15 protein-coding genes are annotated in these 13,528 nt (G+C 70.0%); 4 read left to right on the top strand and 11 right to left on the bottom strand.

The window, feature by feature from the left end; genetic code table 11:
- Nucleotides 1-57 precede the first annotated feature (57 nt).
- The 5 genes from ABZX79_RS03885 to ABZX79_RS03865 all read right to left on the bottom strand — a co-directional run bounded on the left by ABZX79_RS03885 (nt 58) and on the right by ABZX79_RS03865 (nt 4,617).
- The gene (locus ABZX79_RS03885; protein ID WP_355251127.1) at nt 58-1,347 is read right to left on the bottom strand and encodes an aldolase/citrate lyase family protein; all 1,290 of its coding nucleotides are present in this window, start codon (nt 1,345-1,347) and stop codon (nt 58-60) included.
- Nucleotides 1,348-1,510: 163 nt separating this feature from the next.
- On the bottom strand, nt 1,511-2,485 hold the full coding sequence (locus ABZX79_RS03880) for an electron transfer flavoprotein subunit alpha/FixB family protein (RefSeq protein WP_355251124.1): 975 nt from the start codon (nt 2,483-2,485) through the stop codon (nt 1,511-1,513).
- A 64-nt stretch (nt 2,486-2,549) separates the two neighbouring features.
- Nucleotides 2,550-3,335, bottom strand: a complete 786-nt coding sequence (locus ABZX79_RS03875; RefSeq protein ID WP_355251121.1) for an electron transfer flavoprotein subunit beta/FixA family protein — start codon at nt 3,333-3,335, stop codon at nt 2,550-2,552.
- Between the two features lie 211 nt (nt 3,336-3,546).
- Complete coding sequence (locus ABZX79_RS03870) at nt 3,547-4,074, bottom strand: flavin reductase family protein (protein ID WP_355251118.1); 528 nt, start codon at nt 4,072-4,074, stop codon at nt 3,547-3,549.
- A 216-nt stretch (nt 4,075-4,290) separates the two neighbouring features.
- Complete coding sequence (locus tag ABZX79_RS03865; RefSeq protein WP_355251115.1) at nt 4,291-4,617, bottom strand: thioredoxin family protein; 327 nt, start codon at nt 4,615-4,617, stop codon at nt 4,291-4,293.
- Nucleotides 4,618-4,845: 228 nt separating this feature from the next.
- On the opposite strand from ABZX79_RS03865, the gene ABZX79_RS03860 reads away from it, so the two are divergent.
- Nucleotides 4,846-5,568 (top strand): lysophospholipid acyltransferase family protein, encoded by a 723-nt coding sequence (locus tag ABZX79_RS03860; RefSeq protein WP_215128732.1) that lies wholly within the window; start codon nt 4,846-4,848, stop codon nt 5,566-5,568.
- A gap of 21 nt (nt 5,569-5,589) precedes the next feature.
- Here ABZX79_RS03860 and ABZX79_RS03855 read toward each other — a convergent pair whose 3' ends face one another.
- From ABZX79_RS03855 to ABZX79_RS03830, 6 genes are all read right to left on the bottom strand, one after another.
- Nucleotides 5,590-6,189: a transglutaminase domain-containing protein gene (locus ABZX79_RS03855; protein WP_355251111.1), complete on the bottom strand. Its 600-nt coding sequence runs from the start codon at nt 6,187-6,189 to the stop codon at nt 5,590-5,592.
- Nucleotides 6,190-6,285: 96 nt separating this feature from the next.
- The gene (locus ABZX79_RS03850; protein ID WP_355251108.1) at nt 6,286-7,389 is read right to left on the bottom strand and encodes a low specificity L-threonine aldolase; all 1,104 of its coding nucleotides are present in this window, start codon (nt 7,387-7,389) and stop codon (nt 6,286-6,288) included.
- A complete protein-coding gene (locus ABZX79_RS03845) occupies nt 7,368-8,135 on the bottom strand; it encodes an SDR family NAD(P)-dependent oxidoreductase (protein ID WP_355251105.1) in 768 nt (255 codons plus the stop codon). Before ABZX79_RS03845 ends, ABZX79_RS03850 begins: the two co-directional genes overlap by 22 nt.
- Nucleotides 8,136-8,161: 26 nt before the next feature.
- Nucleotides 8,162-9,559: a DUF6421 family protein gene (locus ABZX79_RS03840; protein WP_355251102.1), complete on the bottom strand. Its 1,398-nt coding sequence runs from the start codon at nt 9,557-9,559 to the stop codon at nt 8,162-8,164.
- A gap of 81 nt (nt 9,560-9,640) precedes the next feature.
- The gene (locus ABZX79_RS03835; protein WP_355251100.1) at nt 9,641-10,636 is read right to left on the bottom strand and encodes an alpha/beta hydrolase; all 996 of its coding nucleotides are present in this window, start codon (nt 10,634-10,636) and stop codon (nt 9,641-9,643) included.
- Entirely contained in the window at nt 10,633-11,760 is a 1,128-nt protein-coding gene (locus tag ABZX79_RS03830) for an LLM class flavin-dependent oxidoreductase (RefSeq protein ID WP_355251097.1), read from the bottom strand. The genes ABZX79_RS03835 and ABZX79_RS03830 overlap by 4 nt, the downstream gene beginning before the upstream one ends.
- Nucleotides 11,761-11,812: 52 nt before the next feature.
- On the opposite strand from ABZX79_RS03830, the gene ABZX79_RS03825 reads away from it, so the two are divergent.
- The 3 genes from ABZX79_RS03825 to ABZX79_RS03815 all read left to right on the top strand — a co-directional run bounded on the left by ABZX79_RS03825 (nt 11,813) and on the right by ABZX79_RS03815 (nt 13,370).
- Entirely contained in the window at nt 11,813-12,433 is a 621-nt protein-coding gene (locus tag ABZX79_RS03825; protein WP_355251094.1) for a PadR family transcriptional regulator, read from the top strand.
- Nucleotides 12,434-12,522: 89 nt separating this feature from the next.
- A complete protein-coding gene (locus ABZX79_RS03820; RefSeq protein WP_355251091.1) occupies nt 12,523-12,648 on the top strand; it encodes a hypothetical protein in 126 nt (41 codons plus the stop codon).
- A gap of 38 nt (nt 12,649-12,686) precedes the next feature.
- The gene (locus ABZX79_RS03815) at nt 12,687-13,370 is read left to right on the top strand and encodes a glycerophosphodiester phosphodiesterase family protein (RefSeq protein WP_355251088.1); all 684 of its coding nucleotides are present in this window, start codon (nt 12,687-12,689) and stop codon (nt 13,368-13,370) included.
- Nucleotides 13,371-13,528: the final 158 nt, after the last annotated feature.

Raw genomic sequence — 13,528 nt, 5'->3', positions numbered from 1 at the left:
CTGTGTTCCGACTGAGATCGGGTACAGAGTACGGGGCAGCGGTGACAGCGCCGGACCCTACTGGGCCGTCGCCGTGAGGTCTCCCCGGCGGGGCGACGAGAAGCCGTCGAGGTCCGCGCGGGTCAGGCCGGTGAGGCGGGCGACCTCGGCGGTGTCGAGGGCGCCGCAGTCGATGCCGCGCAGCAGGTAGCCGCTGAGCGCCTTGGCGGTGGCGGGCTCGTCCATCACGTCGCCGCCCGCGTGGTTGACGTACGCGGCGAGACGCGCGGCGGCCTGCTCGTACCCCTCGCGGTAGAACGCGAACACGGCGGCGTAACGAGTCGGGATGTGGGCGGGGTGCATGTCCCAGCCCTGGTAGTACGCGCGGGCCAGGGCGCGGCGGGTGAGGCCGTAGTGCAGCCGCCAGGCCTCGTGGACGTGCTCGGTGCTGCCGACCGGCAGGACGTTGGTGGAGCCGTCCGAGACGCGTACGCCGGTGCCCGCCGCCGCGACCTGCATGATCGCCTTCGCGTGGTCGGCGGCCGGGTGGTCGCTGGCCTGGTAGGCGGCGCTGACGCCGAGGCAGGCGCTGTAGTCGAACGTGCCGTAGTGCAGTCCGGTGGCGCGGCCCTCGGCGGCGTCGATCATCCGGGCCACGGCGGCGGTGCCGTCGGCGGCGAGGATGGACTGGCTGGTCTCGATCTGGATCTCGAAGCCGATCCGGCCGGCGTCCAGGCCGCGCGCCTTCTCGAACTCCTCGAGGAGGCGCACCATCGCGGTGACCTGCTCGGGGTAGGTGACCTTGGGGAGGGTGAGGACGAGCCCGTCGGGCAGGCCGCCGGCCTCCATCAGGCCGGTGAGGAAGATGTCGAGGGTGCGGATGCCGCGGTCGCGTACCGCCGCCTCCATGCACTTCATGCGGATGCCCATGTACGGGGCCGCCGTGCCGTTGGCGTACGCCTCGCTGATCAGCCGGGCGGCGCGGGCGGCGTCGGCATCCTCGTCCTTGCCGCTGTACCCGTCCTCGAAGTCGACGCGCAGGTCCTCGATGGGCTCGCGCTCCAGCTTGGCCCGTACGCGGTCGTACACCGGCCCGGCGAGGTCGTCGGAGAGGCCGAGTACGGCGGCGAAGGACGCGGCGTCCGGGGCGTGCTCGTCGAGCGCGGCGAGGGCCTGGTCGCCCCACGAGCGCACGGTGTCGGCGGCGAAGACGTCACCGGGTACGTAGACCGTGTGTACGGGCTGGCGGGTGCCTGGGTCTCCCGGGTAACGGCGGGTGAGCTCCTCGTCGACCGGTACGAGGGAGGCGCTGATGCCCTCGCTGACCGCGCCCGCGAGGCTCGTCGCCACCTTCTCCTGCTGACCCATTACCAACCCTCCAGTTTTCCGCTTCACGGAATCAATAATCCGCATAGCGAAGTTAACGGCCGGTCGTGACCTGCGTCAATGGTCTCCGGAAAGCAGCCAGGGCCGCGCGGTGAACCCTCACCACACGACCCCGGAGCTTTACGGCTTGTCGCTGCCGCGCAGGTCAGCCCTTGCGGGCCTTGACCTCTTCGGTCAGCTGCGGGACGACCGCGAAGAGGTCGCCGACCACGCCGTAGTCGACGAGGTCGAAGATCGGGGCCTCGGCGTCCTTGTTGATGGCGACGATCGTCTTCGAGGTCTGCATGCCGGCCCGGTGCTGGATCGCGCCGGAGATGCCGGAGGCGATGTAGAGCTGCGGGGAGACCGACTTGCCGGTCTGGCCGACCTGGTTGGAGTGCGGGTACCAGCCGGCGTCCACGGCGGCGCGCGAGGCGCCGACAGCGGCGCCGAGCGAGTCGGCGAGCTCCTCGATGACGTGGAAGTTCTCGGCGCCGTTGACGCCGCGGCCGCCGGAGACCACGATCGCGGCCTCGGTCAGCTCGGGGCGGCCGGTGGACTCGCGCGGGGTGCGCGAGACGACCTTGGTGCCGGTCGACTTCTCACCGAAGGAGACGGCGAGCGTCTCGACGGTGCCGGCGGCCGGGGCGGCCTCGACCGGCGCCGCGTTCGGCTTCACGGTGATGACCGGGGTGCCCTTGGAGACACGGGACTTGGTGGTGTACGAGGCGGCGAACACGGCCTGCGTGGCCACCGGACCCTCGTCGCCGGCCTCGATGTCGACGGCGTCCGTGATGATGCCGGAGCCGATGCGGACCGCGAGGCGGGCCGCGATCTCCTTGCCCTCGGCGGAGGACGGGACGAGTACGGCGACCGGGGAGCCCCCGGCGGACACTGCGTCGTACGCGGCCTGGAGCGCGTCCACCTTCGGTACGACGAGGTAGTCGGCGAACTCGGCGGCGTCGGCGGCGAGGACCTTGACGGCGCCGTGCTCGGCGAGCACCGCGGCGGTGGCCTCGGCGCCGTTGCCGAGCGCGACGGCGACGGGCTCGCCGATGCGGCGGGCGAGCGTCAGCAGCTCAAGGGTGGGCTTGCGAACGGCGCCGTCCACGTGGTCGACATAGACGAGAACTTCAGCCATGGGAATGCTCTCCTGCGAGTGGCGAGTGCGAAGAATCTGGGGGCGTTGAGGGGACGTACGAGTCCTAGATGAACTTCTGACCCGCAAGGAACTCGGCCAGCTGCTTGCCGCCCTCGCCCTCGTCCTTGACGATCGTGCCCGCGGTACGCGCCGGGCGCTCGGTGGCGGATTCGACCTTGGTCCAGGAACCCTCGAGGCCGACCTCGTCGGCGTCGATCTCCAGGTCGTCCAGCTCCAGGGACTCCACCGGCTTCTTCTTGGCAGCCATGATGCCCTTGAAGGACGGGTAGCGGGCCTCGCCCGACTGGTCCGTCACAGACGCGACGGCCGGCAGCGAAGCCTCGAGCTGCTCGCTCGCGCTGTCGCCGTCACGACGGCCCTTCACGACACCGTCCTCGACGGAGATCTCGGAGAGCAGCGTGACCTGCGGTACGCCCAGGCGCTCGGCCAGGATCGCCGGGAGGACACCCATGGTGCCGTCGGTCGACGCCATGCCGCAGATGACCAGGTCGTAACCGGTCTTCTCGATGGCCTTGGCGAGCACCAGCGAGGTGGCCATGACGTCACTGCCGTGCAGGTCGTCGTCCTCGACGTGGACGGCCTTGTCGGCGCCCATGGACAGCGCCTTGCGCAGGGCGTCCTTGGCGTCCTCGGGGCCGACGGTCAGCACGGTGATCTCCGCGTCGTCGGCCTCGTCGGCGATCTGCAGCGCCTGCTCGACGGCGTACTCGTCGAGCTCCGACAGCAGGCCGTCGACGTCGTCGCGGTCGACGGTCAGGTCATCGGCGAAGTGCCGGTCGCCGGTGGCGTCGGGCACGTACTTCACACAGACAACGATCCTCAAGCTCACGCCGGCTCTCCTACTGCATCGTCTATTTCTTGACTGCCTCGTTGCAGGCAGCATAGGCGCCTGAAAGGGCGGATCCCGGTCGGGGCGGACCCCCACTCCGACTGGAATATTACTCGTCAGTACACCCAGTGCATTCCCAGTAAGCAAGCGCTTTGAACTGTGACCTTGCCAACCCTGCGTAATCGGCGTATTCGGCCGGCACGGGGAACTCTCAGTCCCTCAGCGCGTTGAAGCGTCCCTGGTGATAGAGCAGCGGCCGGCCGTGGCCCGCGGGGTCTCCCGCGACGACCTGGCCGAGCACGATCCGATGATCCCCCGCGGGCACGCGCGCCACCACACGGCACACCAGCCACGCCAGTACGCCGTCGAGCACGGGCACTCCCTCGGGTCCCGTACGCCACCGGGTGGGCGGCGCGAAACGGTCGGCGCCACTGCGGGCGAACGTGGCCGCCAGCTCCTGCTGGTCCTCGGCGAGTATGTGGACGCCGATGTGCTCGGCCTCCGCCAGCACCGGCCAGCTGGACGAACCGGTACCCACACCGAAGGAGATCATCGGCGGGTCGGCGGCGACCGAGTTGAGCGAGGTGGCGGTGAAACCGACGGGGCCAGAACCCTGGGCGGTGATCACCGCGACGCCGGCGGCGTGCCGCCGGAAGACCGAGCGCAACAGCTCGGGCGAGCCTTCGAGGGGCTGCGCCGGAATCCGGAGCGGAGCGGCGAGGTCGGGTGAAGCCGTCATGGAGGTGTCCTTGGTGTCCTTCTGCGGCGGATGCGTACGTGCCCGTGGGTGCTCAGGCACCGGGACAGCGCGCGCTCGCGTTGCGGGCCAGGTCGACATGGGCCCGCCCGTAGAGAAGGAGTTCTGACGGCACGCGGTCAGACTGGCGATTCGTGGCCGGTGCAGTCAAGCCGAATCCGGGAGATGGGACGTGCGTCACGGCGCCCGTACGCGCTGTCATACGGCGTGGCCGAGGGCGGCGATGACATCGGCCCGGCGCGGCTGCCCGGAGGCCCGGCGCACGATTCGGCCATCCGCGTCGAGCACGAGCACGGTGGGCGTGGCGAGGATGCCGAGTTCACGTACGAGATCGAGTCGCGCCTCCGCGTCGATCTCCACATGGGCGACGCCTTCGACCATGTCAGCCACTTCGACGAGGGTCCTGCGGGTCGCGCGGCAGGGCTGACAGAAGGCGCTGGAGAACTGCACGAGCGTCGCCCGCCGCCCCGGCTCAGCGCCCAGTTCGGCCGCACTCAGCCGCGTACCGCCGTCGTGCCCTGCCACCTTCGGCCTCCCCTTGATCTCTGCCTCTTCCCGGCTTCAGTCTCAGCGTTCACCACAGAGAGACGATTCCTCATGTTTCCGGACGTGACGAGAATCTCGCGCATGAAGGTCCTCAGGGCTGGCTACTCGGCCGCTCATGGGGCACGATCTGCCCAATGCCGCTAAACCTACGGCTGCGTAACCTCCGCCGGGAGAGCCCTCCCCGGGCACAGAAGGGTCACCCCTGACATGGCAGAACTCGTCTATCGACCGGTCATCGGTGCCGCACTCACCCTGTTCAAGGCGCTGGACCTGAAGATCGACACGCAGGGTTCTGAGAACATCCCCCGCACCGGTGGCGCCGTGCTGGTGAGCAATCACATCAGCTACCTGGACTTCATCTTCTCGGGACTCGGCGCACTGCCGCAGAAGCGCCTGGTGCGCTTCATGGCGAAGGACTCGGTCTTCCGCCACAAGATCTCCGGACCGCTGATGCGCGGCATGAAGCACATCCCCGTGGACCGCGAGCGCGGTGAGACGGCGTACGCGCACGCCCTCGACTCCCTGCGCTCCGGAGAGATCATCGGGGTCTTCCCCGAGGCGACGATCTCCGAGTCGTTCACGCTCAAGAGCTTCAAGTCGGGTGCGGCGCGGATGGCTCAGGAAGCCGGCGTTCCACTGATTCCGATGGCGCTGTGGGGCACCCAGCGCGTCTGGACCAAGGGCAGGCCGCGCAACTTCGGCCGCAATCACATCCCCGTGACGATACGAGTCGGCGAGCCGATGGACGCGCCCACGGACGAGTACGCGGGTGCGATCACGCGCAGGCTGCGCGGCCGCGTGCAGGAGCTGCTCGAAGCCGCCCAGCGCGCGTATCCCGTACGTCCGAAGAACGCCGAGGACACCTGGTGGATCCCGGCGCACCTCGGCGGTACGGCGCCGACTCCGGCGCAGGTGCGCGAGGCCGGTTAGGCGTCGGCCGGCCGTCGGCTCTCAGAGTGCGGCCGGGAGTGTCCGCCAGAGGTACGGGCGGTCGGGAGCGGCTCGCAGAACGCGCATGACCACCGGGTGCGGTGAGGCGTACAGCATCGGATAGTCCACCTCACCGGCCTCCGGGCGTACGGCGAAGGCCAGCCGCTCACGCTCCAGGGAGAACCGCGCGTCAACGCCGGGTTTGTTGCCGCGCGGATCCTGGCGCGCCCAGCCGTCGCTGCCGGGCAGCTTGACCGCGACGAGTCCGTGGATCACGGCGTTCGAGCCGTCGTCGTCCGCGAGGCGCTGGTAGCACAGGGCCGTCGGGATGCCCTCCGCCCGTAGCAGCGCGGCAAGGGCGTGGGCCTTGGCATGGCAGATTCCGGTGCGCTGCGCGATCACGTCGGAGGCACGCCAGGTGACGCGCATGTCGTCCACGTCGTGGGAGTGCGGGATGGTGTCGCGTACGAATTCGTAGGCCGCTTTGGCGTATGTGTATGCATCAGCCCCTTCCGCACGCAGTCGACCCGCAGCCTCCCGGACCAGCGGATGCTCATGGTCGATGACGTCGTCAGCGGCCAAATAGGCTGCCAGGTCAGGGCTTTCCTGAATCAGTTCCATGGCAGCAGAGCGTAAAGATGCGACCGACCGGAAGTCAATGACTTTCCAGTCGGTCGCATATTTATGCGTCGCGCGGCGGCTCGACGAGCTACCTGGCTACCTGGCCATCTCTTCCTTGAGTGCCTGCACGAAGCCGTCCACGTCGTCCTCGGTGGTGTCGAAGGAGCACATCCAGCGCACGTCACCGACCGCTTCGTTCCAGAAGTAGAAGCGATAGCGCTTCTGCAGACGCTCGCTCACGTCGTGCGGCAGGCGCGCGAAGACGGCGTTGGCCTGCACCGCGTAGAGGATCTCGACGCCGTCCACCTGGCGGACGCCGTCGGCGAGCCGCTGGGCCATGGCGTTGGCGTGGCGGGCGTTGCGCAGCCACAGGTCGCGCGCGAGCATCGCCTCCAGCTGCACCGAGACGAAACGCATCTTGGAAGCGAGCTGCATCGACATCTTGCGCAGATGCTTCATGGCGCGCACGGCGTCCGGGTTGAGTACGACGACGGCCTCACCGAAGAGCATGCCGTTCTTCGTCCCGCCGAACGTCAGGATGTCGACGCCCACGGTGTTCGTGAAGGTCCGCAGCGGTACGTCGAGCGAGGCCGCGGCGTTGGATATCCGGGCGCCGTCGAGGTGCACCTTCATCCCGTGCTGGTGCGCGTGGTCGCAGATCGCCCGGACCTCGTCCGGCGTGTAGACCGTGCCCAGCTCGGTGTTCTGCGTGATCGAAACGACCTGCGGCATGGCGCGGTGCTCGTCCTCCCAGCCGTACGCCTGCCGGTCGATGAGCTCGGGGGTGAGCTTGCCGTCCGGCGTCGGTACGGTCAGCAGCTTCAGGCCGCCGACGCGCTCCGGGGCGCCGCACTCGTCGACGTTGATGTGCGCCGACTCGGCGGCGATGACCGCGCCCCAGCGGTCGGTGAGCGCCTGCAGGGCGACCACGTTGGCACCGGTCCCGTTGAAGACGGGGAACGCCTCGGCGAACGGGCCGAAGTGGCTGTGAATGATCCGCTGCAGGTGGTCGGTGTAGTCGTCCTCGCCGTAGGCGACCTGGTGGCCGCCGTTGGCGAGGGCGAGGGCGGCGAGCACCTCCGGGTGGGCGCCCGCGTAGTTGTCGCTCGCGAAACCGCGGACCCGCGGGTCGTGGTGCCGGCGTGCGTCGGTCTTGCCCGCGTTCGTCGGATCCGGATTCACGGCTTGGGAGTCAGCCACAGACGCTGTCCATTCACTTCCCTGGCGGGCTTGTCCCAGACTCCGGCGATGGCCTCGGCCAGTTCCTTGACGTCCGTGAAGCCCGCGAACTTCGCGTTCGGGCGCTCGGCGCGCATCGCGTCGTGCACCAGTGCCTTGACGATCAGGATCGCAGCCGCCGTACGCGGGCCCTCCTCGCCCCCCGCCTTGCGGAACGCGTCCGCGAGAGCCAGGGTCCACGCCTCGGCGGCGGCCTTGGAGGCGGCGTACGCGGCGTTGCCGGCGGTGGGCTGCGAGGCACCTGCCGCGCTGATCAGCAGGTAGCGGCCGCGGTCACTGCGCTGGAGCGGGCCCTGGAAGGCGAGGGAGGTGTGCTGGACCGTGCGGATCAGCAGCTTCTCCAGCAGATCCCAGTCCGCGAGGTCGGTCTCGGCGAAGGTCGCGCTGCCGCGCCAGCCGCCGACCAGGTGAACCATGCCGTCGATCCGGCCGAATTCCTTCTCGGTCTTGTCGGCCCACTCGCGGGTCGCGGCGAGGTCGAGAAGGTCCACGGTGTCACCGGTGACGGTGGCGCCCCCGTGGGCGTACCTCGCGGCGTCGACGGCCTCGGCGAGGCGCGCGGGATTCGCGTCCGAACCGACCACGATGGCGCCCGCCTCGGCCAGCCTGAGCAGGGCGGCCCGGCCCGCGGGTCCGCCCGCTCCGGCCACCGCGACCACGGCGCCTTCCAGCGGTCCGCCGTTGCCGTTGCCGATGCTGCTTGTCATGGTCGTCTCCTCCTGGGCGCGAGGGCTCACGCGGACACCCGCTCGGCGCTCGCCGCGGTGATCCCCTTGGTGGAGGCGATCACGTTCTTCAGCTTCTTGGCAAGGGCCTCATAGAACATGCTCAACGGAAACTCGTCCGGAAGCACATCGTCCACGAGTTTGCGCGGCGGCAGCGACAGGTCGAGGGCGTCGGGGCCCTTGGCCCAGCGCGAGCCCGGGTGCGGAGCGAGGTACGTCGACACCAGGTCGTACGCGGCGAACCAGTGGACCAGCTTCGGGCGGTCGATGCCGGCCCGGTAGAGGTCCTCGATCTCGGCGCAGAGCTGGTTGGTGACCTGCGGGGCCCGCTCCCAGTCGATCTTCAGCGTGTTGTCGGTCCAGCGCACCACGTCGTGCTTGTGCAGGTACGCGAAGAGCAGCTGGCCGCCGAGACCGTCGTAGTTGCGGACACGGTCGCCGCTGACCGGGAAGCGGAACATCCGGTCGAACAGCACGGCGTACTGGACGTCACGGCCGTGCGTGTTGCCCTCGGACTCCAGCTTCACGGCCTCCTTGAAGGCGGTGAGGTCGCAGCGCAGCTCCTCCAGGCCGTACATCCAGAACGGCTGACGCTGCTTGATCATGAAGGGGTCGAACGGCAGGTCGCCGTGGCTGTGGGTGCGGTCGTGGACCATGTCCCACAGGACGAACGCGTCCTGGCAGCGCTTCTGGTCGGAGACCATCGCGCGGATGTCGTCCGGCAGCTCGAGGCCGAGGATGTCGACGGAGGCCTCGGTGACGCGGCGGAAGCGGGCAGCCTCGCGGTCACAGAAGATGCCGCCCCAGCTGAAGCGCTCGGGGGCTTGGCGCACGGCGATCGTCTCGGGGAAGAGCACCGCGGAGTGGGTGTCGTACCCGGCGGTGAAGTCCTCGAAGGTGATGCCGAGGAAGAGCGGGTTGTCGTAGCGGGTGCGCTCCAGCTCCGACAGCCACTCGGGCCACACCATGCGCAGCACGACCGCTTCGAAATTGCGGTCCGGGTTGCCGTTCTGGGTGTACATCGGGAAGACGACCAGGTGCTGCCGGCCGTCGGCGCGCTGCTGGGCGGGCTGGAAGGCGAGCAGCGAGTCCAGGAAGTCGGGAACGACAAAGCCACTGGCGACCCACTGGCGCAGGTCGGCGACGAGCGCGCGGTGGTACGCCGCGTCGTGCGGCAGCAGGGGTGCGAGCTCCTCGACCGCGTTGATCATTCGGTCGACCGCGGCCTCGGCGGTGGCGCGGGTAGGGGCGCCCTCGGCGTCGAAAGCAATGGATCCGTCCGCCGACTGCCAGGGCCGGACCGCCTCCACGGCATTCTTGAGCTCGGGCCAGGCCGGGTGCTCGACCACGCGCCGGGCACCAGGTATGCCGTCGGAGACTGTGTCCTGCACAAGAATTTCCGTCATGTCACTTCCTCCACGGGAGAAACTCGCGTTAAGGCACCGTATAGGTGTTCAGCTCTCCCATTCAAGCCCACCCTCAGTAAATTATCCTGCCGGGCCCCCGTGATCGCCGCCGTTCTTCCTGTCTTTTGCCGTACGGGCGATGGCTTCTGCCACTCCGGCGAGCGCGTCCCGGGCGTCGGCGAGGAGCGCCGGGAAGGCGAAGAAACCATGGAACATCCCGGGATAGTGCGCTTCGGCGACCGGCACTCCGGCCGTCCGCAGCCGCTGCGCGTACGCCCGCCCCTCGTCGCACAGCGGGTCGCAGCCCGCCGTGACGATGTACGCGGGCGGCAGCCCGGACAGGTCGCCGGTCCGCAGCGGGGAGGCGTACCGGTGGCCGCCGTCGCCGTCCGGGCCCAGATACTGCTCCCAGAACCAGCGCAGCGCGGCGGCCTCCATGAAGTAGCCGGTGGCGTTCGCGCGGTAGGAGCCGGTGTCCTGCGCGGCATCGGTCGCCGGGTAGACGAGCGCCTGGAGGGCCGGGGCGGGGCCGCCCCGCTCCCTGGCGACGATCGCGACGACAGCCGAGAGGGTGCCGCCCGCGCTGTCGCCCGCCACGACCAGGGCCGCCGGGTCGCCGCCCAGCTCCCCGGCATGGTCCGCGGCCCACAGGAGGGCGGCGTACGCGTCCTCGACGGCGGCGGGGAAGGGCGCCTCCGGCGCGAGCCGGTAGCCGACGGAAACCAGCACGGCGCCCGACGCGCGGCAGAGCTCGCGTACGGAGCTGTCGTGGCTGTCCAGGCCGCCGATGACCCAGCCGCCGCCGTGGAAGTAGACGACGGTGGGGCGGGGGCCGGGCGCCGCGTCCGGCCGGTAGACCCGCACCGGTATGCCGGGGGACCCGGAGGGGCCGGGGACAGTACGGTCCTCCACCGAGCCCACCGCCGGCGGCTGCACGGACGGCCTCGGGAGCGCGTCGATGATGCGCCGGGCTTCGACGGCGTCGGTCACGGACCCGCCCAGATCCGGGAAGACGGACGCCATGAGGTCGACCAGGGTCCTGGCCTCGGGGGTGAGGCGGTCGGGCTCGACGGTCATCGGGAGCTCCCCCTGAAGTGCGGAATGACCTTCTCGCCCCACTGCCGGATCGTTTCCAGACACGCGTCCTGCGGCACAGTGCCCATCTGGATCAGGCACATGATCTCGTCGGCGCCGGCGTCATGGAGGCGTTCGACGTAGGCGATGGCGTCGTCGGCCGTGCCGTAGGCGTGGTCGGCGTTGAAGGTGGCCGTGGCGGCGGGGCGTACCGGGATGCTGTGCTCGTGGAGCCGCGCGACGACCTGCTCGGCGGCCCTGCGCATCTCCGCCGCCTCGTCGGCGCCCTCGACGACCGCCTCGTCGGGGATGCCGGCGCCGCCGTACCAGTGCCCGATGGACTGCGCGAAGAAGCGCTGGCCACGGGTCCCGACGCGCCGGGCCTGCTCGCGGTCGTCGAGCACGATCGTCGGGCAGAGCACGGAGAAGTGGTCGTTGACGGCGGTTGAGACGAAGCGGTCCGGTGTACGGGCGGCGAGCGCGGCGTCGTACGCCGTCCGCATCTGTGCGATGGACTCCGGCCCGGCGAAGCCCATCACCAGTGCCCCGACGCCGAGTTCGGCGGCCTGGGCGAGGGTCTCAGTGCGGCTGCAGGCGAGGAAGAGCGGAGGGTGCGGGGTCTGCTGGGGGCGGGGCAGGATCGGGTGTGGAGCGATGTCGATCAGCTCGCCGTGGTACTCCAGCTCGTCCTCCTGCCAGGCCTTGCCGATGATCCGCAGCGCTTCCTCCACCTCCTGCGTCGTACGGTCCCTGTCGACGCCGCACAGCGAGGTCTCCTGCTCCGTGCCGCCGCGCCCGGCCCCCAGGTCGAGCCGCCCGCCGCAGAGCAGATCGAGCATCGCGGCGCGCTCGGCGACGCGGGCCGGGTGGTTGAAGTTGAACGGCATGCAGACGACACCGTGACCGATCCGGATGGTCGTGGTCTTCGCGGCGACCCACGTCAGGAAGATCTCCGGGGCGGACATGTGCGCGTACCACTTCAGGGAGTGGTGCTCGACGGCCCAGATCCGGTCGAATCCCATCCGCTCGGCGAGCACCGCCTGTTCGACGCTGTCGCGGATGACCTGATGCTCGCGTTCGACGGTGGGGTCGGCCAGCTGTGCCTCGAAGATGACGGAGAACTTCACGGTGCCTCCAGGGGGTTGCGTCCTTGGGGCTGCGCTTACTTCAATTAGCCATATGACTAGTCGTCAGGCTGAAAAGAAGCAAGAGTCCGAACTGCCGCCGACCGCATGGGCGGTGCTCGGCCTGCTCTCCTTCCCGGGCGAGCGAACCGGGTACGAGCTGAAGAAATGGGCCGACGCGTCACTGCGCTTCTTCTACTGGGCGCCCGCGATCAGCCAGATCTACGCGGAGCTGCGCCGGCTCGAAGCCCTCGGTTACGCGGCCTCCCGGCGCTCGGGCCCCGAGGAGCCGCGCGCGAAGCGCCGATACGCGATCACGGGAACGGGCCGAGCGGCGCTCGCCGCGTGGGCGGACGGCTCCCGGGACGCGGGCCCGCCCGTTCTCAAGCACCCTCTGGTGCTGCGCGTGTGGCTGGGGCACCTGGCGGACCCGGAACGCCTCCGCGCGCGCGTGGCGGACCATATCGCCCGTACGAACGGCGAACTGAAGGAGGTACGGGACGCCCTGGCCCGCACCGAAGGAGTCGCGGAGTGGGGGCACCCCCAGGTGGCGCTGCGCTGGAGCGAGCGGCAGCATCTGGCGGAGCTGGAGCTGGCCGAGGCGATGCTGGCGGATCTGGACGGGCTGAGTGCGGCGCCGCGTCAACACTCGCCGGGCGCGCCCACGCACGAGTGACGCAGGTCGCGGGCAGCCGCCCCGCGGCGGTAGGACGGAGGGGAGCCGCCTCGATCCCCTTCTCTGCGATCCTCCGGGAGCCATACCGCGTGAGTACCCGTGCAGTCCTTGTCGCCGCCCTGATCACGGGTCTGATCCTCGGGATCGCCGGAGCCCGAGCGGAGCACTCCGCTTCCCTGCGCGAGACGGGTTCCCTCAGCGAAGCGGGCCGTTAGGCTGCCCGGGAGCCGCCGTCGACGGAAGCGAGATTGCCTTGAGTTTCCTCACCATTGGTCACCGCGGGGTCATGGGTGTCGAGCCGGAGAACACCCTCCGTTCCTTCGTCCGTGCCGAGCAGGCCGGCATGGACGCCATCGAGCTCGACCTGCATCTGAGCAAGGACGGCGCGCTCGTGGTCATGCACGACGCCGAGGTGGACCGTACGACCGACGGCCGGGGCGCGATCGCCGACCTGACCCTCGCGGAACTGCGGGGACTGGACGCGGGGCAGGGCGAGCGCGTCCCGCTCTTCGAGGAGGTCCTGGACGCGGTGAAGTCGCCGCTCCAGGCGGAGATCAAGGACGCGGCGGCGGCGCGGGCGCTGGCCGCCGTGATGCACCGGCGTGATCTGACGGGCCGTGTGGAGGTGTCGTCGTTCCACGACGAGGCGATCGCCGAGATCGCGTCGCTCGTGCCCGGCGTACGGACGGTGCTGATCGCCAGCCGTTACGGCAACGACGTGGTGGACCGCGCCAGGGCGGTGGGTGCGCCGACCCTGGCGCTGAACATCCGCAGGCTGACCCTGGAGACGGTGGAACGGGCGCACGCGGCGGAGCTGCGGGTCATTGGGTGGGTGGTGAACACGCAGGATCATCTGCGGCTGGTGCGGGCGCTGGAGCTGGACGGTGCGACTACGGACTACCCGGAGATCCGGCGCACGGGGCGCTTCACCGCGTAGGCCGCGCGTGGCGCGTGGCAGGCGCCTGCGGCGGGCCTTTCCCCCACCCCGCCCCTTCCCGACCTGGGGCGCTGCCCCAGACCCCGCTCCTCAAACGCCGGAGGGGCTGGATGGTGCGGCCGAATCCAGCCCGTCCGGCGTTTGAGGACACGCCCGAA

It is taken from the genome of Streptomyces sp. NPDC002994, assembly GCF_040611155.1.
GTDB lineage: Bacteria > Actinomycetota > Actinomycetes > Streptomycetales > Streptomycetaceae > Streptomyces.
Note: the sequence above shows the minus strand (reverse complement) of the source record. Positions and strands in the feature narration are given on the sequence as shown.